Origin of the sequence: Microvirga sp. GCM10011540 (genome assembly GCF_042650665.1) — a bacterium.
In the GTDB taxonomy this organism is placed as follows: domain Bacteria; phylum Pseudomonadota; class Alphaproteobacteria; order Rhizobiales; family Beijerinckiaceae; genus Microvirga; species Microvirga lenta.
The window spans coordinates 19,715-41,145 of sequence record NZ_JBHSBQ010000005.1; the positions used below are offsets into that span (position 1 = coordinate 19,715).

A 21,431-nucleotide genomic window follows, 5' to 3' on the forward strand; every position below is an offset into this window, starting at 1 on the left:
ATCCTTTCGCTCGTCCTGTCGATCGCCGCCTGGGGACAGGTCCAGGCAAGATCGGCCTGTTAATCAAATCCTCGACATGCGGCACTTGAAATAATGCTGCACTTGCGGTTCAGGTGCCTCTCGGACAACATCGTTGCACAATTGATTCGCTGGTTTTGACGCGAAACCACGGGGAGCGGGGGCACCCATGGTAACAACGGCCAAAAGGCTGTTTTTCTTCAAAGGAAGAGAGGCGACGCCGTTCGCCCTCGGCCTGGCATCGGCTGCGGCGATGATCGTCGTGGCGATTTCCATGGGGATCGGAGCCGTCGTCACGGGCATGGCGCTTCTCCATGTGGCCGCGCTGACGGGCATTGCCATCCTGTGGCTGCGGACGGATGCCGCGACGAAGGCCGCCGAGAAGGCCTCCTCGGATGTCGCCTTCCTGGCCAATCGGCTGGTCAAGCTCGAGAAGCACGTTCGCGCGCCCGAGGCCAATCCCGCCCTGCGCTCCACCGTGGCGGAAGTGACCGGCACCGTCGGCCTTCTGGGCGGAGTCGTACGCGAGCTCGCCCGGAGCGTGGCCGCGCAGAACCGGGACGTGGCCGACCTGAAGGACACCCTGAACGGCGGCGCGAGGTCGGACGGGGGCGAGAGGCTCTCATCCAGGCCCGCCCCGGACCGGCACGTGGTGGAGGCGCTCGCCTCCCTACCGGATATTCAGCCCGAGCCGTCCCTGCTTCCCGCCCGTCCCCAGCCCACGGAGGACGAGATCGGACGCATGCGGCTGGCGACGCAGGCTTTCGAGGCCGACCGGATCGAGCTCCACCTGCAGCCTGTCGTGGCCCTGCCTCAGCGCAAGATCCGCTTCTACGAGGCTCTCGCCCGCCTGCGGCTGGTGGACGGGACGCTCCTCGGTCCCATCGAGTTCCTGCCCGTCCTGGAGCGCCTCGGCCGTGCGCCGGAATTCGACCGGCGGATGGTGGTGCGGGCTGTTGCCGTGGCGCGCCATCTGGTGGCCCGCGGGAGCGAGGCCATCGTCGCCGTCAATCTCTCGCCCCGGTCGATCAGGGAGCCCGGTTTCCTGTACTCCCTCGCCCGGGTGATGGACGATGCTCCCGAAATCGCCGGCAAGGTCGTGCTGGAAATTCCTCAGGCAGCCTGGCGCAGCCTCGATAGGGACCAGAAGGAGGCGCTCGCCGCCCTTCGCGACCGGGGCGTGCCCTTCTCGATCGACCGGGCCGCCGATCTGGCCTTCGACGCGCCGGCCATGGCCGATCTCGGGGTGCGTTTCCTGAAGCTTCCGGCCGAGCTGATGATCGCGACCGCCGAGAAGGAAGAGAGCCGCGGGTTCGGCCACGACATCGGGGTGCGCGACTTCGCCTCCGTCCTGCGGCGCGAGGGCATCAAGCTCGTGGCCGAGCGGGTCGAGCGCGAGGAGGCGGTGCCGGCTCTCGCCGAGCTCGGCGTGCCGCTGGCCCAGGGCTTCGTCTTCGCCGCGCCTCGGGCGATCCGGGGGGATGTGCTGGGACCGTCCTCCGCGAAAACCGCCTTTTCCGCCGATGCCCGCGAACCGGTGCTGCGCCGCGCCGGTTGACTTCGGGGGCGGGACAGCCTACCCGCCCGGGTTCACAGCCAGCGAGCTCCCATGACCGCCTCTCTTCGCCCCGCTCTTGTCGAGGGACTGAAACCCCTTGCCGACCGCTACGATCTCGTTCTCTGCGATGTGTGGGGCGTTCTGCACAACGGCGTCAAAGCCTTCGAGCCCGCCAGCGAGGCGCTGACCCGGTTCCGCGAGGGGGGAGGACGCGTCGTTCTCGTCTCCAACGCGCCCCGTCCCGGAAGCGCCGTGGGCACGCAGCTCGATGGGTTCGGCGTTCCCCGCTCGGCCTATGACGCCATCGTCACTTCGGGAGACCTCACCCGCCTCGCCATCGAGGAGCGGCTCGACAAGGTCGTCCACCATATCGGCCCGCCCCGGGACTGGCCGATCTATACGGGGCTCGATGTGCGCTTCGGCTCCATCGGGGAGGCCGATTACGTGGTCTGCTCGGGGCTGGAGGACGACGAGACGGAGACGGCGGAGGATTACCGTCCCCGCCTCGAGGCCATGCTCAAGCGCAATCTCTGGATGGTCTGCGCCAATCCGGACCTCGTGGTGGAGCGGGGCCACGTGATGGTGCCCTGTGCCGGCGCCATCGCGCAGCTCTACGAGGAGATGGGCGGCGCGGTCTTCTATGCCGGCAAGCCGCACGCTCCGGTCTACGAGCGGGCCATCGCCATGGCCGCCGAGCTCAACGGCCGCGAGATTCCCAAGGATCGGGTGCTCGCCATCGGCGACGCCATCCGCACCGACATCGCGGGGGCCGCAGGCTACGGGATCGACTCCCTTCTGATCGCCCGCGGCATTCATGCGGAGGAGCTGAACGCCCATATGGGGCCGCTCGTCTCGCAGCATGTGCAGGACTGGGTCGATCTCCAGCCCGTGCGGCCGCAGGCGATCACGGACGCCCTGTCCTGGGCCGCCTGAACGCCTTGACCCACCGGCCGGATTTCGACAGGGTCCGGTTCCCGCACAAGCCCGCCTGATCCCATGTTCTCCGAACACGCTTCCCGAAAGGTGCCGTCCTCCTTCGTGGTGTGCCGCGACGGCGAAGCCGTGCCCGCGAGCCTGCGGGGCGCCATGGCGGCCATCGGCAATTTCGATGGCGTCCACCGCGGGCACCAGCACCTGATCGGGATGGCGGTGAAGTCCGGCCGCCCCGGGGCCGTCGTCACCTTCGAGCCGCATCCGCGGGCTTTCTTCCAGCCGGACAAGCCGCTTTTCCGCATCACGCCGGAGCCGATCAAGCTCGCCGTCATGGCCCGGCTCGGCCTTGCCGGCGTCTTCCTCAGGCGCTTCGGCAAAGATCTCGCCGCCCTGAGCGCCGAGGAATTCGTGGACGTCCTGCACCGGGACCTGCACGTGTCGGGCGTCGTGATCGGCCATAACTTCCATTTCGGCCGCGGGCGCGAGGGCAATCCCGCCAGGATGCAGGAGCTCTGCGCCGCGCGGGGCATGGACTGCCTGATCGCGCCTGCCGTGACCCAGGGTACGGAACCCGTTTCCTCCAGCTCCATCCGCACGGCGCTGGAAGCGGGCGACGTGGCCCTCGCCAACCGGCTTCTGGGATATCGCTGGTTTCTTCAGGCGGAGGTGCGCCACGGCGACAAGCGCGGGCGCGATCTCGGCTATCCCACCGCCAATATGCGCCTTTCCGACGATTGCCGCCTGCACCACGGGATCTACGCCGTGCGGGCGAATGTCGGCGGCAGGACCGTGGACGGCGTCGCCAGTTTCGGCCGCCGCCCGACCTTCGACAACGGCGCGCCTCTTCTCGAGGTGCATCTCTTCGATTTCACGGGCGACCTCTACGGGCGAACCCTCGACGTGGAGTTCGTCGGCTGGATCCGGGGCGAGCAGCGTTTCGACGGGATCGAGGCCCTGATCGCGCAGATGGACCGGGATTCCGCCGAGGCCAGGCGGATGCTGGCCGAGGATGACACCCGCTCGATGATCGAATAGGAAAAAAGCCGTCACAACGTCCGCGCGGGAGAATTGGTGTGAACCGTCTCAAGGCCCTTCTGTCCCTCGCGCTCCTGGCGCTACCCCTGGAAGCGGCGACAGCCAACGACACGATGGCGAACTTCGCGGCCGGAGGGCTGACCTTCAGCCGGACGGACGCCGTCGGCATGGTCTCGGAGGATCTCTTCCTCTCCATGGACGAAGTCCGGGTGAACTACCGGTTCCGCAATCGCACCGACCGGGACGTGTCGGGCACCGTCGCCTTTCCGATGCCCGACATCGAGGATCACTATTTCTCCGATGCGGATTATCCCGACGGGCCGCCCGAGAACCCCATGCGCTTCTCGGTGACGGTGAACGGGAAGAGCATCCCGTTCAGCCTCGAGAAGAAGGCAATGGTGGGCGAGGAGAACGTGACCGCTGCCCTTCGGGAGCTGAACGTTCCGCTCGAGCCCTATGCGCCCGAGGTGGACGAGGCTCTCAGGCGTCTGGCCCCGCCCGCGCTGAAGCGGCTTCGGGATGCCGGGGCCGTCGAGGTTCTGGACAATGCCGGGGGAAGCGGCCCAGACACCGAACTGATCCCGCGCTGGGTGCTCAGGGCTACCTATCACTGGCAGCAGACCTTCCCGGCCGGGCAGGACGTGCTGATCGGCCACCGCTACAAGCCGAGCGTCGGCGGAGCCGTGGTCGATCTGGACTCCCTGGCCAGAAGCGGCGAGGGGATCGCCTCCTATGCCGAGGGCGCTTGCGCCGACAGGGACTTCGTCCGCGGTGCACGGCGCTGGGCCGAGCGCCAGCGCAAGGCTCCCGTCGCGCCGCTGGCGCGCTACATCGATTATGTTCTCGTGACGGGCGGCAACTGGGCCGGTCCGATCGGCAGCTTCAAGCTGACCGTGGACAAGAAGCATCCCGACAACCTCGTCAGCTTCTGCGGCGAGGGCGTGAAGAAGGTCGGGCCCACGCAGTTCGAGATGACGAAGACAGATTTCGTCCCGAGGCAGAACATCAAGGTGCTGATCCTGGATGCGGGAAAATCCTGAGCGTCAGGGTTCCGCCTGAGGCTTGAGCGCCTGCGCCGCCATGGCATAGCCGCCCATGGCCCCGTCGACGAAGTGGATGTGGTCGCTGCGGGTCGGAGAGGGAACGAAGCAGGTCATCAGCGCCGCATCCTGCCGGTGCAGGCCGTAGCGGGCGATCCCCTGGTTCTGGGCCTCGGCGAGAAGAGCTTCCAGGCGGTCCGCGAGAGCGGGCGTGCAATCGAGGGTCATGCGCAGCCCGTCGTCGAACTTGCGAAAATCCGTGTTGTCCACGAGCTGGCGCGTGTAGCGCACCGGATCGAAGCTGCCGACCGGCCGCCCGAGCCGGAAGATTGCGAAGGCGGTCAACCGCTGGGCCGCCAGCCTAGCATAGGTGGCGAGACGGGAGCTCCCCTGCGTCCCCAGGGCCCTGGCCTCCAGGCCGAAGCCCGTAAACGGGGCGGCGAGCCTCGGACCGGTCTCGGGAACGGGCCTGCCGGCGCCCGATTTGCTCTCGGCCAGGGAAAGGAGCCGGCCGATGAGGTCGTTGAACGCCGCCGCATCCGCATCGGCGCCGGGAACGACGATCAGGGAAAGGATCACGCCGCGCTCCGAGCGGATCTTGTCGAAGCGGCAGGAGAGGCCGGTCAGGTTCGGCAGCGTTCCGGGCCCCGCCGGTTCGAGGGCGTAGGAACCGGCCTTCATGGCCTGCTCCGCATAGGCGAGCCCGCCTCCGGAGAACATGGCGTAGGTCACGTCCGGCGAGGCCGCGAAGCGGGCGATGCGGACATCGTGCCCTTGCTCCCGGACCTCGTGGACCGGAACCAGCGCGACGCGCAGCGACAGGCCGAACACGTCCCGCACCCAGGCGGCCACGGCGGCAAGGGCTTCGCGCGCCAGATCGGCCTGGGAGGACGGCAGGGCGAAGCTTGCGCCGTCGCCGCTGAAGATGAAGGGGAAATCGTGATTGCCCAAGGCATTGGCGACGGCCGCGATGACGGATGCGGCGGCGGCGTTCACTTCCTTGTAGCGCCCGGCCTCGATGGCGGCGGTGGAGCGCACGATATCGCTCAGACCGAGCACCCAATCGTCGGGCAGGGGCGTGTAGATGGCGGGATCGGTCAGCCGGGAGAAGCGGTCGAAGACGGGCAGTCCGGCATAGAAGCCGGCGCCGTCCCGTTGCTCCGCTCCCGATCCGCCCGCCATCGGAGCGGTGCTACGCCACCGTTTCGCCTTCCGGGGCGCCCCTGTCGAGCAGATCCGGCAGAGGGTCGCCCTCGGCCACGAAGCGCATGGAGACCGAGTTCATGCAATAGCGTTCGCCCGTGGGCGGGGGGCCGTCGTTGAACACGTGGCCCAGATGGCCCTGGCAGCGGGCGCAGCGGATCTCGGTGCGGACCATGCCGTAGCTCGTGTCGCGCACGAAGGCGATGTGCGACCGGTCGATGGGATCGAAGAAGCTCGGCCAGCCGGTGCCGGATTCGAACTTGGCGCCGGATTTGAACAGGGGCAGGCCGCACAGGCGGCAGGCATAGGTGCCCTGTTCCTTGGCCTCGTTGAAGATCCCGCAGAAGGGGCGCTCGGTGCCGTGCTCCAGGAGCACCCGGCGCTCCTCGTCGTCGAGGTCGTCCACGAGCCTGCGGAACTGCTCCTCGGTCGGGGGCGTCAGATCGAAGCCGGCCTTGGAGCGCTGTTCGGTCATGGTGGTCGAATGGTCCATGTCTCGTCCTTCCATCTCTCGGCTTTTCTAGCCCTCACGCGAGCGTGCGGTCCAGCGCCTTCGGCTCCGATATAGGGTGCCCGTTGTGCGTTGCCCTGTCCCGGGCCGACAATTCGTAGGCCCTGCGACGAAGGCGCATGATGATCCCCAGCGGGCGGTGGGCTTCCACCCCGTGCCAGGGACTGAAGGAGAGGCCCTCGTCGATGGCCGCGGCCTTGCCCTCGCTCCAGGCCTCCTGCGGCGGCACCGAGATCCGGGCCACGGGGATGTAGGGGCTCTCGTCCTCCGGCCAGGCAACGGTGGCGTCCTCAACCGGCATGGTCTGCAGATCGGTGCAGAGCTGGACCCGAACCTCCCACACGCCGCCATGCTGGCGGAAGAACTCGACGACCGCCTCGCGCAAGCCGTCCGGATTGCCCTTCAGGTCGAGCGGCGCGTCCTTCAGGGCCATGAGCTCGGGGGAGACCGGGGCGACCGAAACCTTGGCGATGTAGTCGCCGTAGCGAAGCGGGACCTGAGAGAAGAACGTTTCTCCCAGAATGTGCGTCTTGGGGTGTCCGGCCAGGGACTTGAGCTTGGCGCTCTCCCCGCCGAAGGCCTCGATCAGGGTTTCCAGGCCCCGCGAAACGGCCGACACGGCCTTCTTGGTGCGGTCGAGCCGGTCCGTGGTCTTCTCCAGAAGCTTGAGGTTCTGGGCAAAGGTCTTCGCATCCGCCTGAAAGGCCGGGCCGTTCACGAGCACGAAATCCTGCGTTCTGTCGCCCTCGGATCCGGGCAGCCGGTCCCCCTCCACGCCCACCACCTTGATGGCCATGCCCCGCGGCGTCGATACGCTGTCGTCCAGCAGGTCGCCGGGAGTGGTGGAGAGGCGCAGGGCCACCGGATAGGCCTCCGGCCTGGCGAAGATGCCCTGCGCCAGCACCTCGGGCAGGCCGTCGAGGACGCGCATCTCGCCCTGGAGCAGCCCATGGCTCTTGGCGTGGACGCTGCGGACCGCGTGGCCGTAGTCCCGGAAGGTCCGCTCGCGGATCCTGCGCATGGATTCGAGGATGCTCGCCTCGATCTCCGCCTCGTCCTTCCCCGGCGTCTCGACGGACGGGTCGTAGGGCAGGGGCGAGGCAGGGGCGGTCGTCGGGGTGCTCATCGGCAGGTTCTCCAGGATCGGGAACAGCCATTCCAGGGCGCCGTTGCCAAACCGGACAGGCAGCCGGGCAGTTCCGGCATTCTTGCCGCCGTCACGCTTTATTATCCGGCCCGTCGCTGCTAAAAGGCTTGCCATGCCCATGGTTTCTCAGGCTTTCCGCGCGGACCGCATCCGCGCCCTGCGAATTACAGGCCCGGCCTTCGCGTGAGCCGCGAGGGTCCGGGATTGTGCCGTTTCGCCTTTGACACAGAAGCCTGATGCGCTCCGCCGCCCGCGGACCATCCTCAAGATCGATTGACCGTCATGTCCGACAAGACCGAAGCCCCTGCGCGCGACTATTCAGAAACGCTCTTCCTGCCGCAGACCGAATTCCCCATGCGCGCCGGCCTGCCGCAGCGCGAGCCGCAGCTCCTGCAGCGCTGGAACGAGAACAGGCTCTACGAGCGCCTGCGCGAGGTCCAGAAGGGCCGCCCGCGCTTCGTGCTCCACGACGGCCCTCCCTATGCCAACGGCAACATCCATATCGGGCACGCCCTCAACAAGATCCTGAAGGATCTGGTGGTGCGCTCGCAGGGAATGCTGGGCTTCGACTCCAATTACGTGCCCGGCTGGGACTGCCACGGCCTTCCCATCGAGTGGAAGATCGAGGAGGAGTACCGCGCCAAGGGCAAGAACAAGGACGACGTGGACGTCGTCGAGTTCCGCCGCGAGTGCCGGGCCTTCGCCGAAAAGTGGATCGACGTGCAGCGCGAGGAGTTCAAGCGCCTCGGCGTCGAGGGCGACTGGTCCCATCCCTACGCCACCATGTCCTATGACGCGGAGGCGCAGATCGCCCGCGAGATCATGAGCTTCGCGGCCTCCGACCAGCTCTATCGCGGCTCGAAGCCCGTCATGTGGTCCTCCGTGGAGAAGACCGCGCTCGCCGAGGCCGAGGTGGAGTACCACGAGAAGACCTCGACCACGATCTGGGTGAAGTTCAAGATCACCAACACCCTCGACGGCGATCTCGACGGCGCCTCCGTCGTCATCTGGACGACCACGCCCTGGACGATCCCGGCCAACCGCGCCATCGCCTATGGGGCCGAGATCTCCTACGGCCTGTTCAGGGTCACGGAAGCCGCCGACGACAACTGGGCCAAGGTGGGCGACGAGCTCGTCATCGCCGACAAGCTCGCGGCCGAGGTGTTCGCCGCCGCCCGCGTGGCGGGCTACGAGCGCGTCAAGGACGTGCTGCCGGTGATGATCGAGCGCTGCGCCCATCCGTTCCGCGGCCTCGAGGGCGCCAGCGGCTACTGGGACTTCGCGGTGCCGGTGCTGCCGGCCGACTACGTGACCGACGATGCGGGAACGGGCTTCGTGCACACGGCTCCCGGCCACGGCGCGGACGACTACAACACCTACGTGAAGCACAAGGCCGTGTTCGAAGCCTGCGGCACCCGGGAGGTGCCGCATACGGTGTCGCCGGACTCGTCCTACTTCCCCGACGTGCCGTTCTTCGCGGGCGAGCGCATCTACGACGACAAGGGCAAGGATGCGGGCGCCAACGAGGCGGTGATCAAGATGCTCGTCGAGGTCGGTGCGCTCATCGCGCGCGGCCGCCTCAAGCACCAGTATCCCCATTCCTGGCGCTCGAAGGGTCCGCTGATCTTCCGCAACACGCCGCAATGGTTCATCGCCATGGACAAGTCGCTCGACGACAGGGGCGATACCCTCCGTCAGCGCGCGCTCCATGCGATCAAGACCGTCGAGTGGGTGCCGGAGACGGGCGAGAACCGCATCACCGGCATGATCGAGAACCGGCCCGACTGGGTCGTGTCGCGCCAGCGCGCCTGGGGTGTGCCGATCACGGTCTTCGTCCGCAAGGGCACGAACGAGATCCTCAAGGACGAACGCGTCAACGCCGCCATCGCCGAGGCCTTCGAGAAGGAGGGCGCGGATGCGTGGTACGTGGACGACGGCGCCCGTTTCCTGAAGGCCGGCGGCCATGACGTGGCCGATTTCGAGAAGGTGACCGACATTCTCGACGTGTGGTTCGATTCCGGCTGCACCCACGCCTTCGCGCTGGAAAAGCGCGACGACCTCAAGGTCAGGCGCAAGGTCGATGGCGGGCCGGACCAGGTCATGTATCTCGAAGGCTCGGACCAGCATCGCGGCTGGTTCCATTCCTCGCTGCTGGAAAGCTGCGGCACGCGCGGCCGCGCGCCCTACGACATCGTCCTGACCCACGGCTTCGTTCTCGACGAGAAGGGCCAGAAGATGTCGAAGTCGCTCGGCAACGTGGTGGCGCCTCAGAAGGTCATCCAGGATTCCGGCGCCGACATCCTGCGCCTGTGGGTGGCCGCGTCCGATTATTCGGACGACCTGCGCATCGGTCCGGAGATCCTCAAGACCTTCGTCGAGACCTATCGCAAGCTGCGCAACACGATCCGCTGGATGCTGGGCTCGCTGCATCACTTCCGCGAGGCCGACAAGGTCGCCGTGGCGGAGATGCCGGAGCTGGAGCGCTTCGTGCTCCATCGCCTCGCCGAACTCGACGGCGAGATGCGCGAGGCCTATCGCACCTTCGACTACAAGCGGGTGATCGCGCTCCTCAACTCGTTCATGACCACGGACCTGTCGGCGTTCTATTTCGACATCCGCAAGGACTCGCTCTATTGCGACCCGATCTCGAGCAAGGTCCGCAGGAGCGCGCTCACGGTGATCGACCAGACCTTCCGCTGCGTGGCGACATGGATCGCGCCGATCCTCGCCTTCACCGCCGAGGAGGCGTGGCTCGCGCGCTACCCGAACGCGGAATCGGTCCACCTCGAAACCTTCCCCGACGTGCCGGCGGAATGGCGCGACGAGGCTCTGGCCGAGCGCTGGTCGAAGGTTCGCCGCGTCCGCCGCGTCGTTACCGGCGCGCTGGAGATCGAGCGCGCGCAGAAGCGCATCGGCGCGAGCCTCGAGGCGGCGCCCGCCGTCTTCATCGCGGACGAGAGCCTGTGGAACGCGGTGCAGGGGCTGGACCTCGCCGAGATCTGCATCACCTCCGGCATCGAGGTGGCGCAGGGCGAAGGCCCGGCCGAAGCCTTCCGCCTCGAGGACGTGAAGGGCGTCGCGGTCGTTCCGCGTCTGGCAGAGGGCCGCAAATGTGCCCGGTCCTGGAAGGTGACGCCGGACGTGGGCACCGATCCCGACTATCCCGACGTGACTCCCCGCGACGCCGCCGCCCTGCGTGAATGGGACCAGCTGAGAGCGGCCGCGGAATGACAAAGGCAGACAATTCGGGAACGTCGCTTCCCGGGCTCAATGCTTCCGACGAGGACGGCTCGAAGCGCCCTGGGCCTTCGAACCGTTCCCCGTCTCCGCGGGGAGGGGGGAAGCGCAAGACCCGGAAGGACGGGCTGTCCGCCGCCGCCCGCATCGGCTTCACCGTTGCCCTGATCACCCTGTTCCTCGACCAGGCGACGAAGCTCTACACCCTGTTCATCTACGATCTGCCGGTGCGCGAGCCGGTGAGCCTGACGCCGTTCCTCAGCCTGATCGTGGTCTGGAACCGGGGCATCTCCTACGGAATGTTCCAGCAGAGCACCGATCTCGGCCGCTGGATCCTGATCGTGGTCTCGATCCTGGCGTCGATCGGCCTGTCCTTCTGGATCCGCAACACCAAAGGCCGGCTCCTGGCCGCGTCCCTGGGTCTGATCGTGGGCGGCGCCATCGGCAACGTCGTCGACCGCCTCGCTTACGGAGCGGTGTTCGACTTCCTCCTGCTCCACTGGGGCACGTGGTCCTGGTACGTCTTCAACGTGGCCGACGCGGCCATCGTTGCGGGGGTCGTCGGATTGCTTTATGACTCCTTTGTGCTGGAAAAGCGCCGAGTGCGGTAAATCTGCAACGCGAGAATGCCGAGCCGCCTTATGTTTGCCTGAATGAGCAATCAGGCGTTCCGGCAAGAATTGGAAACCAGACGGTGGGTGCCATGAAGGGAATGAAAGTCTTTGGCTGCGTGGGCGCTATGGCGCTTCTGTTCGCCGCCTCCGGAGCTTCGGCGCAGGAGGGCGAGGTCGTGAAGAGCATCCTCGGCAGCATCGGCATCATTCCCAAGGAGAAGCCGCCGATCGTCTACAACGAGCGCGCGCCGCTCGTGCTCCCGCCCAAGATGGAACTGCGTCCCCCGGTGCCGGGCGGCGTCGAGGCCCGGAACGGCAACTGGCCGAAGGATCCCGACGTGGCCGCCGCCCGCAAGGCCGCCGCCGAGGCGCGGACGCCCTACACCAGCACCGAGCTCTACAAGAACAGCGAAGGCAAGCGCCTCTCCATCGAGGAGATCCGCGCAGGCCGCAATCCCAACAACTACGTCTCGGGCCCGACCGGCCCGGTCGGCGGTCAGGCCGACAAGAGCGTCATGACGCCCGAAGAGCTCCGCTCCTTCAGCACGCAGAAGGAAGCCGAGCTCGAAGGCGACGGGCTCGAGCGCCGTTATCTCAGCGATCCCCCGGGAAGCCTCCTGAAGGCTGCTAACGGAGCCCCGCTCAAGGCTTCACAGGATCGGGTGGAGATCATCGGCGATCCGGACAGCCCCCAGTCCTTCATCCGCGAGCAGAGCAGGCGCTGAGTTCTGCCGCACTTCCGCTTCTTTCAGGCGAACGGGACCCCTCGTTTCGCCTGAAATGTTTTAAGAAGGCCGAAAGGCCAAGCCTGCCTCCCCCGAGCGCAAACCGTGTCGCACCTTGAAGTTGTGCTGCTCCGCTTGCGTGCTCGCCGGATTGGACTATTCCCGTAGGCGATCCTACGAACCGACTTGATTCCGCTAAGGTTGAACAATCATGGACACCCCCTCCACACTTTTCCTGCGTACCGATGCCGCCTCCTTCGGGCGGACGGAAGGTGGCGGACCGGAAGTGTCGAGCTTCTCCCTCGACAACGGCCTCGACGTGGTGGTGATCCCCGACAACCGCGTGCCCGTCGTGACTCACATGATCTGGTACCGCAACGGTTCGGCGGATGATCCGCAGGGCCAGTCCGGCATCGCGCACTTCCTCGAGCACCTGATGTTCAAGGGCACCGAGAAGCACCCGGCGGGCGAGTTCTCGAAGGTCGTCTCCTCTCTCGGCGGCCAGGAGAACGCGTTCACCTCCTTCGATTACACGGCCTATTTCCAGCGCGTCGCGCGCGAACACCTCAAGACCATGATGGAGTTCGAGTCCGACCGCATGACGAACCTCCTGCTCGAAGAGGCGGTCGTCGCGCCGGAGCGGGACGTGGTGCTGGAGGAGCGGCGGATGCGGGTCGAGACCGACCCCTCGGCCCAGCTCTCCGAGGCCATGGCGGCGGCCCTCTTCGTGCATCACCCCTACGGCATTCCGATCATCGGCTGGATGCACGAGATCGAGACCCTCAACCGCGAGAACGCGCTCGACTACTACCGCCGTTTCTACACGCCCGAGAACGCCATTCTCGTGGTGGCCGGCGACGTGACGCCCGAAGAGGTGCGCAAGCTCGCCGAGGAGACCTACGGCCGCATCAAGCCGCGCGGCGAGCGTCCGGTCCGGTTCCGCCCGCGCGATCCGGAGCCGGTGGCGGCCCGCCACATCACGGTGGCCGATTCCAAGGTCGAGCAGCCGACCCTGCAGCGGCTCTATCTCGTGCCGTCCTGCCGCACGGCGCAGACCCGGGATTGCTATGCGCTCGAGCTTCTGGCCGAGGTGATCGGCGGCGGGCCGACCTCCTACCTCTATCGCAAGCTCGTGCTGGAGCGGGGCGTCGCGGTGAATGCGGGTGCCTGGTACATGTCCTCGGCCATGGAGGACACGCGCTTCTGCATCTACGCGGTGCCGGCCGAAGGCGTGTCGCTCGAAGATCTCGAGCGGGCCGTCGACGAGGTGCTGAAGACCATTCCCGAAGCCCTCGATTCCGAGGCCATCGAGCGCGCCAAGACCCGGCTCGTGGCCGAGACGATCTATTCCACCGACAGCCAGTCGGCACTCGCCCGCATCTACGGCTCGGCGCTCGCCATCGGCGAGACCATCGAGGACGTTCAGCGCTGGCCGGTCGAGATCGAGGCGGTCCTGAAGGACGATCTCGCTTCCGCGGCCGAGCGCTACCTCATCCTTCGCCGCTCCGTGACGGGCTATCTGAAGAAGTCGGCCGCCTGAGGCCGCGAGAACCGAGATGACCATGACAGCTTCCGTCGAAACTCTTTCCGCGTCCCCCACAACGGTGAAGACGCTGGTGTCTCCCGGCGGCATCGAAGCCTGGCACGTCGAATCGAGCGTGGTACCGCTGATTGCCGTCGCCTTCATCTTCGAGGGCGGCTCCGCCCACGACCCGGAGAACCGGCCCGGCGTGGCGCAGATGCTGGCGCGCCTCCTCGACGAGGGGGCGGGCGAATACGATTCCGATGCGTTCCAGGAGCGTCTCGCGGGACGGGCGATCGAGCTGTCCTTCAACGCCGGTAACGATGCCATCGGCGGTTCGCTGAAGACCCTGGTCAAGCACGCGGACGAAGCGTTCGAGCTTCTGCGCCTGGCTCTGACGGAGCCGCGCTTCGATCAGGACGCCATCGAGCGCGTGCGGGCGCAGACCATCGCCGGCCTGCGCTACCAGCAGAACGATCCGGGCGTGATGGCCACGCGTCGCTTCTTCGAGGAAGGCTTCGCGGGGCATCCCTACGGCCGTCCGACTTCCGGCACGCCGGAGAGCGTGGCGGCGATCACCCGGGACGATCTGGTCGACATGCACCAGGCGATCATCACCCGCGGGCGCATCAAGATCGCCGTCGTCGGGGCCATCGATGCGGAGCGCCTCTCGGTGCTGCTCGACAAGGCCTTCGGTTCTCTTCCCGAGGCCAAGCCTCTCGGGATGATCGAGGCGACCTCGCTCAAGCAGCTCGGGTCCCGTTTCGTGGTGGACCTCGACGTGCCGCAATCGGTGATCCGCTTCGGCACGCAGGGCGTGGCCTGGCGCGACCCGGGCTTCATCCCGGCCTATGTGCTCAACCATATCCTGGGCGGCGGCGCCTTCACCTCGCGCCTGTTCCAGGAGGTGCGCGAGAAGCGCGGCCTCGCCTACAGCGTCGGCACGTCCCTCGTGAGCTACCGCTCCGCCGCCATGACCTGGGGCTACACCGCCACCAAGAACGAGCGCGTCGGCGAGGCCCTGCAGGTGATCCAGGAAGAGATCCTGCGCCTGAAGACGCAAGGTCCGACCGACGAGGAGCTGCAGAAGGCGAAGGACTATCTCGTCGGCTCCTATGCCCTGGGCTTCGACACCTCGACGAAGATCGCCCATACCATGGTGCAGATCGCCTTCGAGGGCCTCGGCGTCGACTACATCGCCCGCCGCAACGCCCTTGTGGCGGCCGTCACGAGGGAAGACATCCACATCGCCGCCGAGCGCATCTTCGGCGACGGCCAGATGCTGACGGTGATCGCAGGGCGGCCGACGGGACTTTGAGGTTCTGAAGCCGAAAAGGAAAAGGGAGCCGCGAGGCTCCCTTTTTTGTTGTTCGTGCGTGCACCCTCTCGTTCAGGGCGTCAGATGAAGAAGAAGTCGTGATGGGAGAGGGTGGTGCCTTCGCCCTTCTGCAGCTTGAAGCTGGCGATCTCCACCATGGCCTTGCGGCCCGAGCCGTCCACGTCCCAGTACAGCTTCTTGCCCTTGAGGATGAAGAAGTCGTCCTTGTCCGTGGCCTTGCTGCCCTTCTTGAAGTAGCTCGCCTTGAGCTTGGCCGGCTTGTCGAGCGAGGCGTTCTTCTTCTTCAGGTACTTGGCAATGGTCTTGTTGGTGAACGCCGCATCATCGAAGAACAGGCTGTCGTACTTGGAGCCGAAGTCGTAGATCTTGTCCTTGTTCCGGTTGGCCACGCTCTTGCTGGTGAGCTTGGTGTCGAACACGAAGGCATCCTTGCTCGTGCGGCCCTTACCGCCGTAGAGCTTGTCCTTGCCGGCGCCGCCGCCGATGGTGTCGTGGCCGGCCTCGCCCTTGAGCGTGTCGTTGCCCGCGCCGCCGAACAGATGGTCGTTGCCGCTTGTGCCCTTGATGACGTCGTTGCCCGTTCCGCCCGGGAACGTGTCGGATTGCACGGATGCGAGCGCCATCTGGCCCGAAGCCAGATCGATGCTGTAGGTTCCTTCCCACTTATGGGCGCCCTGGTACAAGGTCACCGTCGCGGACTTGGTGCCGCCGGTCGCATAGGCATGGCTGAGGACAGCGGTGCCTCCCTTCGGCGTGACCGTCTCGACCGTGCCGTCGCCCCACGCAATCCGGACGCTTGTGGCGGCGCCGACGCCGAGACGAATATCCACGAAGCGGCCTTCGGAGATAGCCGCTCGGTTGACCATCATGGCCATGTCGACGCGGAAGATGTCCGTCCAGCCGTTGGTATCGCCCGGCACGAGATTGTCGGCGAGGCTTTCGAAGACGCCGTAGCGTCCGTCCTCGCTCAGCCGCAGACGATAGCTGCTGTCGTTCCCCTCCGCTCCGGCCGCATCCGTCGAGAGCCGGATGATCTCGCCGGTCACGAGATCCTTGCGGAACACATCCCATGAACCGTTCGTGTCGCCGGCCACAAGGTTGCTTGAGGTGCTTTGAAACGTCACGTAGCGGCCGTCGGCACTGAACTCCGCCCTTTGGCTCGTGCCGTTGCCCTCGGCGCCGTCGGCGGCGGTGGAGACGCGCGTGATCGCACCGGTCAGGAGGTCCTTGCGGAAGATGTCGTAGTCGCCGTTGGTGTCGCCGGTCACCAGGTTCGTGGAATCGCTCTCGAACACCACGTAGCGTCCATCGCGGCTGAAATGAGCGTCGCGCGAGGTGCCGTTGCCGCCCGTGCCGTCGGCGGCCGACGACACGTGGGTGACGGCCCCGGTCACGAAATTCTTGATGAAGATGTCGGCTTTATCGTTGGTGTCGTTCGGCACGAAGTTGTTGGCGATGCTCTCGAACAGCGCCGAATTTCCATCGGGGCTGAGTTGAGGTTTCTCGCTCCAGCCGTTGGATTCCTCGGTCCATCCGTTGGCGAGCGAAACGCGCCTGAGGATGTTGTCCTGAACGTCCTTGATGTAGATGTCGTTCTTGCCGTTCGTGTCGTCCGGGAGAAGCGCCGCGAGGCTTTGGAACAGAATGTAGCGTCCCTCCTCGCTGATCTGCGCTTGGCTGCTGCCGTCGTTCTCGACGCCTCCCGCGGCCGTGGAAACCCGCACGACGGCTCCGGTCACGAGATCTTTCCGGAAGATGTCGCGTTCGCCGTTGGTGTCGCCGGGCACGAGATCCCTGGCGGAACTCTCGAAGACTACGTAGCGCCCGTCGGCGCTGAAGCGGGCATTGTCGCTGTCGCCGCCCGTGGCCGGAGCGCCGTTTGCGGCGGTCGATACCTGACGGACCGTGCCGGTCAGGAGGTCCTTGATGTAAACGTCGCGCCAAGCGGTGGTATCGCCCGGGACGAGCTTCGCATAGCTGTCGAACAGCACATACCGGCCGTCGGCGCTGAACGTAGCGTTCTGGCTGCGCTCATTCCCTTGGCTGCCGTCGGCCATGGTCGAGACGCGGGTGATGATGTCGGAGATGCCGGGGCGGCTGAAGGATTGCAGGACAGGAGTGAAGGGCATGGCTGGCTCGCGGTGGGACATGACTGGCGGCAACGACTCCGCTTTCTCGCGGCTTTGACATTGCCGATGCGGTAGCTAGGGCATATCGTAGAGTAGTCGATATGTTATAGCGTGCGTTTTGTCGCACCTCGAACCGGGACAGACCTGTCGCCGCCCCGAAGAGGCACACCCTAGCCGCCGCCCATCCTCTGCCCTAGTGTTCCGCTCTCCTGTAACGAGTCGGAGCATTCCCCATGGCCCTGCAGCAAACGATCGATCTCACCCTTGCATCCAACATCGGTGGAGGCGGTCTGCCGCGGCAGGCGGTGGAGGCGGCGCTCTCCGTCGTGGGCAAGGCCATGAAGCGGCTGGCCGAGGACGACGAGACCGGGCGGCTGCCGCTGCTGCACATGCCCCGCACCACGGACGATCTCGACGCGGTGCGCGAGGCGGCGGCGTGGCTGCGCCGGGACGCGACCGACGTGGTCTTTCTCGGCACCGGCGGGTCGAGCCTCGGCGGCCAGACCCTTGCGCAGCTCAGGGATTATGCGGTGCCCGGGGCAGGGCGCTTCACCGAGAGCCCGCGCATCCATTTCCTCGACAATCTCGACCCGATCACCTTCGACCACATCCTGCACAAGCTGCCCCTGTCGTCGACCCGCTTCGTGTCGATCTCCAAGTCCGGCGGCACGGGCGAGACCCTGATGCAGACGATCGCCGTCCTCTCCTGCCTGGAGAAGGCCGGCCTCAAGGCGCACCCGAAGGAGGTCGTCCTCGGTCTCTCGGAGCCGCGCAGGAACGGCGGCAAGAACGCCCTGCGCGACCTGCTCGAGCCCGAAGGCGTGCGCTTCCTCGATCATCATACCGGCATCGGCGGGCGCTACTCCGTGCTCACCAATGTGGGCCTTCTGCCCGCGGCCGTGATGGGCCTCGATATCGACGCTATCCGCGCAGGCGCGGCGGAGGCCTATGAGCCCTTCCGAAACGGCACGGAAGCGAAGTACACCCCGGCGGCCCTGGGCGCCGCGGTCAATGTCGCGACGGCGCTCGAAGGCAAGGGCATCGCCGTCACCATGGCCTATGCGGACCGGCTGGAGCGCTTCACCCGCTGGTGGGTCCAGCTCTGGGCGGAGAGCATCGGCAAGAACGGCAAGGGCACCCAGCCCGTCGCCGCCATCGGTCCCGTGGACCAGCACAGCCAGCTGCAGCTCTATCTCGGCGGCCCGAACGACAAGCTCTTCACCGTCATGACCACCGGGGTGGCCGGGCAGGGCCCCGTCATGGACGAGAAGCTGGCGCAGCGGGCGGGCGAGCCCGGTTTCGCCGGCAAGCGCATCGGCGATCTGGTTGCGGCGCAAGGCCGGGCGACCGCCGAGACCCTCGCGAAGAACGGGCGCCCGACGCGCCAGCTCCACATCGAGAAGCTCGACGAGCGGTCTCTCGGAGAGTTGCTGATGCACTTTATGCTCGAGACGATCCTCACCGGCTACGCGATGGGCGTCGACCCCTTCGACCAGCCCGCCGTGGAAGAGGGCAAGATCCTCGCCAAGCAGTATCTGGCGCAGGCAAAGTAGCGCGGTCCCTGCTCGCTCATTGGCGCCGGCCCCGGCCGGCTGTCCACGTCTTTTTGCCGTGATGGCTTGCCGGGGGAGGGGGAGAATGTCGCGCCGTCTGGCCGACTCGTCCCTTCACCTCTATCTTAACGGGTGAGATTTCCGTTACGAAAAGCGCCCCATGCCCGTTCGCCGCCTCGATCCCATCCTCGTCGACCGCATCGCCGCGGGCGAGGTCGTCGAGCGCCCGGCCGCGGCCGTGAAGGAGCTCGTCGAGAACGCCATCGACGCGGGCGCCACCTCCATCGAGATTGCCGTGGAGGCGGGCGGCCGGCGGCTCATCCGCATCGTCGACGACGGGCACGGCATGACTCCGGGAGATCTGGAGCTCGCGGTCGAGCGTCACGCGACCTCGAAGCTGCCCGACGGCGATCTTTCCTCCATCGACACGCTGGGCTTTCGCGGCGAGGCGCTGCCGTCCATCGGTGCGGTGGCCCGCCTTGCCATCACCACGCGCACGGCCGACGCCGAAACCGGCTCGTCCATCGTGGTCGAGGCCGGCGTGAAGGGGCCGGTGCGTCCCGCGTCCGCGCCCAAGGGCACGCGGATCGAGGTGACCGACCTCTTCGCCGCCACGCCCGCCCGCCTGAAGTTCCTGAAGAGCGACCGCTCCGAGGCGCAAGCCGTGGCGGAGGTGGTCAAGCGTCTCGCCATCGCGCATCCGACCATCCGCTTCACCCTCGCGGGCGAGCACATCACGCCCTTCACCTACCCCCCGGAACCGGCGGGCGAGCATGGCTTCCTGCGGCGCCTCTCCCGCGTGCTCGGCAGCGATTTCAACGAGAACGCCATGGCGATCGGCGTGGAGCGCGAGGGCGTGCGGCTGTCGGGCTTCGCCAGCCTTCCGACCTACCATCGCGGCACGGGAGCCGGCATCCACTTCACCGTCAACGGCAGGCCGGTGCGCGACAAGCTGCTGCTCGGCGCGGTGCGCGGCGCCTATGCGGACGTGATGGCGTCCGACCGGCACCCGGTGCTGGCGCTGATGATCGACCTCGACCCGCGCAATGTGGACGTGAACGTCCACCCGGCGAAAACCGAGGTGCGCTTTCGCGATCCCGCCTTCGTGCGCGGCTTCGTGGTGGCAGCCCTGAAGGAGGCGATCACCCGCTTCGGCTTCCGGTCGGCCTCGACCGTCGGCACCCGCACACTCGAAAGCCTGCGGCCGCAGGGCGCGCCGCCGCGGCCGGTCTCCGTGGCCCAGCGCGCCCCCTCGATCCGCCATTCCAGCGCCTTTGCCGGCTGGCAGGCCCCCCTCGATGCCGGCTATCGCTCGTCCGGACTGGCCGAAGCCCAGACGGCTCTCCCCGACCTCGCGGCGCCGTCCGCCGACAGCCGCGCGAGCCTGCCCGATTACGATCCGGGTCAGGACGATTCGCCTCTCGGCGCCGCGCGGGCGCAGATCCACGGCACCTACATCGTGGCGCAGACCCAGGATGGCATCGTCATCGTCGATCAGCACGCGGCGCACGAACGGCTCGTCTACGAGCGCCTCAAGCGCGAGCGCGCCTCGTCCGGCATCTCGCGGCAATTGCTGCTCATTCCGGAGGTGGTGGATCTCGATCCCGTCGATGCGGACCGGGTCATGGCCGAGGCCGAAACGCTGGAAAGCCTGGGCCTGGTGCTGGAGCCGTTCGGGCCCGGCGCTCTGCTCGTGCGCGAGGTGCCGGCGGCCCTGGCGGGCGGGCGCATCAAGGCCCTGGTGCAGGATGTGGCGGATGCGCTTGCCGAATGGGGGCAGGGCGCATCGAGCCCTGTGGAGGAGCGCCTGGACGCGGTGCTCTCCCGCATGTCCTGCCACGGCTCCGTGCGGGCCGGGCGGCGCATGAAGCCGGAGGAGATGAATGCGCTCCTGCGCGAGATGGAGGCAACGCCCCTGTCGGGCCAGTGCAACCACGGACGTCCCACCTACGTAGAGCTCAAACTCTCCGACATCGAGCGCCTGTTCGGCCGCCGCTGACGGACGATCCGCCTAGCGCATCGTGCGGAAAAGTGGACCCGGTTTTCCGAACAACGCTCTAGAAACGGTGCCTTCAAAATAAATCCGGCGGCATCCTTTCGGACGCCGCCGGATTGAAATTCCGCGCTCGTCTGAGGCTCAGGCGAGCTCGATGGCTCCGACTTCGCGGCCCTTGCGTCCTTCGACGATGGCGACGCGAACGGCCTGACCCTGGTCGAGCCGGCTGAGGCCGGCGCGCTCCAGCGCCGAGACGTGCACGAACAGATCCTTGCTCTCGCCGTCGACGGCGATGAAGCCGAATCCCTTCACCTCATTGTACCACTTCACGGTTCCCAGGGTGTCGGGAGCCGCGGTCGGGGCCTGGAAGCCGCCCTGGCGGGGCGGACGACCGGCGGGAGCGCCTCTCGGAGCCATCGGCGGGCGCGGGCCGCGGCGCGGCGGCTCCGGTTCGGCCGTGCTGGTGTCGACGCTGACGATCTCGTTGACCTGGGGACCTTTCTGTCCCGTGCCGACCTGGATCACCAGGGTGGTGCCGGAGGGCAGGGCGCTGTGGCCCGCAGCCTCGACCTGCCTGACGTGCAGGAAAGCCTCGCCCGAGCCGTCCGTCAGCTCGACGAAACCGAATCCCTTCTCGGGATTGAACCACTTCACCCGTGCCTCGGCCTCGCGGCCGGATGTCGCCCGCGGAGCCTGTGGCCGCGCCGGACGCTCGAATGACGGCGACGGAGCGTAATCGCCCCAAGGATCAGCGGGTTGATCGCCGAACTGACGCTGGCGGCTGCGGTGCTCGTTACCCCGGCCCATAGGTACTGCCTTCTAAAGTCTGTCATAAAGGTTTGCTGCCAGTAGGCGTAGCGCTCTCGACGCG

General features: G+C 67.0%; 16 protein-coding genes. 11 read left to right on the plus strand and 5 right to left on the minus strand.

Annotated elements, in window-relative coordinates; genetic code table 11:
* Positions 1-187 precede the first annotated feature (187 nt).
* The 4 genes from ACFOYU_RS00725 (at position 188) to ACFOYU_RS00740 (ending at position 4,584) form a co-directional block, all read left to right on the plus strand.
* On the plus strand, positions 188-1,576 hold the full coding sequence (locus ACFOYU_RS00725) for an EAL domain-containing protein (RefSeq protein WP_377032091.1): 1,389 nt from the start codon (positions 188-190) through the stop codon (positions 1,574-1,576).
* A 51-nt stretch (positions 1,577-1,627) separates the two neighbouring features.
* Positions 1,628-2,509, plus strand: a complete 882-nt coding sequence (locus ACFOYU_RS00730; protein ID WP_377032092.1) for a TIGR01459 family HAD-type hydrolase — start codon at positions 1,628-1,630, stop codon at positions 2,507-2,509.
* A 63-nt stretch (positions 2,510-2,572) separates the two neighbouring features.
* Positions 2,573-3,544, plus strand: a complete 972-nt coding sequence (locus ACFOYU_RS00735) for a bifunctional riboflavin kinase/FAD synthetase (protein ID WP_377032093.1) — start codon at positions 2,573-2,575, stop codon at positions 3,542-3,544.
* A 38-nt stretch (positions 3,545-3,582) separates the two neighbouring features.
* On the plus strand, positions 3,583-4,584 hold the full coding sequence (locus ACFOYU_RS00740; protein WP_377032094.1) for a DUF4424 domain-containing protein: 1,002 nt from the start codon (positions 3,583-3,585) through the stop codon (positions 4,582-4,584).
* 3 nt (positions 4,585-4,587) lie between these two features.
* Here the strand turns inward: ACFOYU_RS00740 and ACFOYU_RS00745 are convergent, their stop codons facing one another.
* From ACFOYU_RS00745 to ACFOYU_RS00755, 3 genes are read right to left on the minus strand one after another with little or no spacing between them, the layout of a single operon-like run.
* Positions 4,588-5,766: a DUF3095 domain-containing protein gene (locus ACFOYU_RS00745; RefSeq protein ID WP_377032095.1), complete on the minus strand. Its 1,179-nt coding sequence runs from the start codon at positions 5,764-5,766 to the stop codon at positions 4,588-4,590.
* 10 nt (positions 5,767-5,776) lie between these two features.
* Positions 5,777-6,280: a peptide-methionine (R)-S-oxide reductase MsrB gene (msrB, locus tag ACFOYU_RS00750; RefSeq protein ID WP_226739814.1), complete on the minus strand. Its 504-nt coding sequence runs from the start codon at positions 6,278-6,280 to the stop codon at positions 5,777-5,779.
* A gap of 34 nt (positions 6,281-6,314) precedes the next feature.
* Positions 6,315-7,424 (minus strand): catalase family protein, encoded by a 1,110-nt coding sequence (locus ACFOYU_RS00755; protein ID WP_377032476.1) that lies wholly within the window; start codon positions 7,422-7,424, stop codon positions 6,315-6,317.
* Positions 7,425-7,727: 303 nt separating this feature from the next.
* On the opposite strand from ACFOYU_RS00755, the gene ileS reads away from it, so the two are divergent.
* From ileS to ACFOYU_RS00780, 5 genes are all read left to right on the plus strand, one after another.
* Entirely contained in the window at positions 7,728-10,676 is a 2,949-nt protein-coding gene (ileS, locus tag ACFOYU_RS00760; RefSeq protein WP_377032096.1) for an isoleucine--tRNA ligase, read from the plus strand.
* Between the two features lie 134 nt (positions 10,677-10,810).
* A complete protein-coding gene (gene lspA / locus ACFOYU_RS00765; protein ID WP_264196451.1) occupies positions 10,811-11,293 on the plus strand; it encodes a signal peptidase II in 483 nt (160 codons plus the stop codon).
* Positions 11,294-11,385: 92 nt separating this feature from the next.
* A complete protein-coding gene (locus tag ACFOYU_RS00770; protein WP_226739810.1) occupies positions 11,386-12,021 on the plus strand; it encodes a hypothetical protein in 636 nt (211 codons plus the stop codon).
* Between the two features lie 211 nt (positions 12,022-12,232).
* Positions 12,233-13,561: a M16 family metallopeptidase gene (locus tag ACFOYU_RS00775; RefSeq protein WP_377032097.1), complete on the plus strand. Its 1,329-nt coding sequence runs from the start codon at positions 12,233-12,235 to the stop codon at positions 13,559-13,561.
* 16 nt (positions 13,562-13,577) lie between these two features.
* Positions 13,578-14,861 (plus strand): M16 family metallopeptidase, encoded by a 1,284-nt coding sequence (locus ACFOYU_RS00780; RefSeq protein ID WP_377032098.1) that lies wholly within the window; start codon positions 13,578-13,580, stop codon positions 14,859-14,861.
* Between the two features lie 80 nt (positions 14,862-14,941).
* Here the strand turns inward: ACFOYU_RS00780 and ACFOYU_RS00785 are convergent, their stop codons facing one another.
* Positions 14,942-17,011 (minus strand): hypothetical protein, encoded by a 2,070-nt coding sequence (locus tag ACFOYU_RS00785; RefSeq protein WP_377032099.1) that lies wholly within the window; start codon positions 17,009-17,011, stop codon positions 14,942-14,944.
* A gap of 233 nt (positions 17,012-17,244) precedes the next feature.
* Between ACFOYU_RS00785 and ACFOYU_RS00790 the strand changes: the two genes are divergently transcribed.
* On the plus strand, positions 17,245-18,564 hold the full coding sequence (locus ACFOYU_RS00790) for a glucose-6-phosphate isomerase (RefSeq protein WP_226739800.1): 1,320 nt from the start codon (positions 17,245-17,247) through the stop codon (positions 18,562-18,564).
* Positions 18,565-18,724: 160 nt separating this feature from the next.
* Entirely contained in the window at positions 18,725-20,563 is a 1,839-nt protein-coding gene (mutL, locus tag ACFOYU_RS00795) for a DNA mismatch repair endonuclease MutL (protein ID WP_377032100.1), read from the plus strand.
* Between the two features lie 138 nt (positions 20,564-20,701).
* On the opposite strand, the gene ACFOYU_RS00800 is transcribed toward mutL, so the two are convergent.
* Positions 20,702-21,367, minus strand: coding sequence for a cold-shock protein (locus ACFOYU_RS00800; RefSeq protein ID WP_319004837.1), 666 nt, complete (start codon positions 21,365-21,367; stop codon positions 20,702-20,704).
* Positions 21,368-21,431: the final 64 nt, after the last annotated feature.

What these genes read in the sequence shown, in the direction of transcription:
- ACFOYU_RS00785 (WP_377032099.1), bottom strand. Translation starts at nt 17,011, where the DNA reads ATGCCCTTCACTCCTGTCCTGCAATCCTTCAGCCGCCCCGGCATCTCC.
- ACFOYU_RS00730 (WP_377032092.1), top strand. Translation starts at nt 1,628, where the DNA reads ATGACCGCCTCTCTTCGCCCCGCTCTTGTCGAGGGACTGAAACCCCTT.
- mutL (WP_377032100.1), top strand. Translation starts at nt 18,725, where the DNA reads ATGCCCGTTCGCCGCCTCGATCCCATCCTCGTCGACCGCATCGCCGCG.
- msrB (WP_226739814.1), bottom strand. Translation starts at nt 6,280, where the DNA reads ATGGACCATTCGACCACCATGACCGAACAGCGCTCCAAGGCCGGCTTC.
- ACFOYU_RS00775 (WP_377032097.1), top strand. Translation starts at nt 12,233, where the DNA reads ATGGACACCCCCTCCACACTTTTCCTGCGTACCGATGCCGCCTCCTTC.
- ACFOYU_RS00755 (WP_377032476.1), bottom strand. Translation starts at nt 7,424, where the DNA reads ATGAGCACCCCGACGACCGCCCCTGCCTCGCCCCTGCCCTACGACCCG.
- ACFOYU_RS00800 (WP_319004837.1), bottom strand. Translation starts at nt 21,367, where the DNA reads ATGGGCCGGGGTAACGAGCACCGCAGCCGCCAGCGTCAGTTCGGCGAT.
- ACFOYU_RS00770 (WP_226739810.1), top strand. Translation starts at nt 11,386, where the DNA reads ATGAAGGGAATGAAAGTCTTTGGCTGCGTGGGCGCTATGGCGCTTCTG.
- ACFOYU_RS00780 (WP_377032098.1), top strand. Translation starts at nt 13,578, where the DNA reads ATGACCATGACAGCTTCCGTCGAAACTCTTTCCGCGTCCCCCACAACG.
- ileS (WP_377032096.1), top strand. Translation starts at nt 7,728, where the DNA reads ATGTCCGACAAGACCGAAGCCCCTGCGCGCGACTATTCAGAAACGCTC.
- ACFOYU_RS00745 (WP_377032095.1), bottom strand. Translation starts at nt 5,766, where the DNA reads ATGGCGGGCGGATCGGGAGCGGAGCAACGGGACGGCGCCGGCTTCTAT.
- ACFOYU_RS00725 (WP_377032091.1), top strand. Translation starts at nt 188, where the DNA reads ATGGTAACAACGGCCAAAAGGCTGTTTTTCTTCAAAGGAAGAGAGGCG.
- ACFOYU_RS00790 (WP_226739800.1), top strand. Translation starts at nt 17,245, where the DNA reads ATGGCCCTGCAGCAAACGATCGATCTCACCCTTGCATCCAACATCGGT.
- ACFOYU_RS00735 (WP_377032093.1), top strand. Translation starts at nt 2,573, where the DNA reads ATGTTCTCCGAACACGCTTCCCGAAAGGTGCCGTCCTCCTTCGTGGTG.